Genomic DNA, 400 nt, shown 5'->3' with positions numbered 1-400 from the left:
ACTGCATCGTTCCCATCACCTTCGAGGAGATCATCATGCTCGTCTCTTTCTCCGTCGCACCGTCGACGACGGACGACCCGGACGGTTCCGTCAGCGAGGCGGTGGCCGCAGCCATCCGCGTCGTGCGTGAGTCGGGCATCTCGAACCGCACCGACTCGATGTTCACGACCCTCGAGGGGGAGTGGGACGAGTGCATGGACGTCATCAAGCGCGCCTGCGAGGCCGTCCAAGTCGCGTCCCCGCGCGTCTCGCTCGTGCTGAAGGCCGACATCCGCCCGGGCTACACCGGCCAGCTCGACGCGAAGGTCGAGCGCGTCGAAGCCCGGCTCGCCGAGTCGAACTGACGCCCGGGCCTCGCCGGGCGCGGATAATGACCACGAGAGAGGACGTCGACATGACC

General features: G+C 67.2%; 1 protein-coding gene. It reads left to right on the top strand.

Annotated elements, in window-relative coordinates:
- Positions 1 to 344, top strand: a 344-nt coding sequence (locus AC0C66_RS21555) for a thiamine-binding protein (protein WP_472973709.1), incomplete at its 5' end; no start/stop codon positions are given.
- Positions 345 to 400: the final 56 nt, after the last annotated feature.

This window comes from Bacillus sp. VA13 (assembly GCF_055710085.1).
Note: the sequence above shows the minus strand (reverse complement) of the source record. Positions and strands in the feature narration are given on the sequence as shown.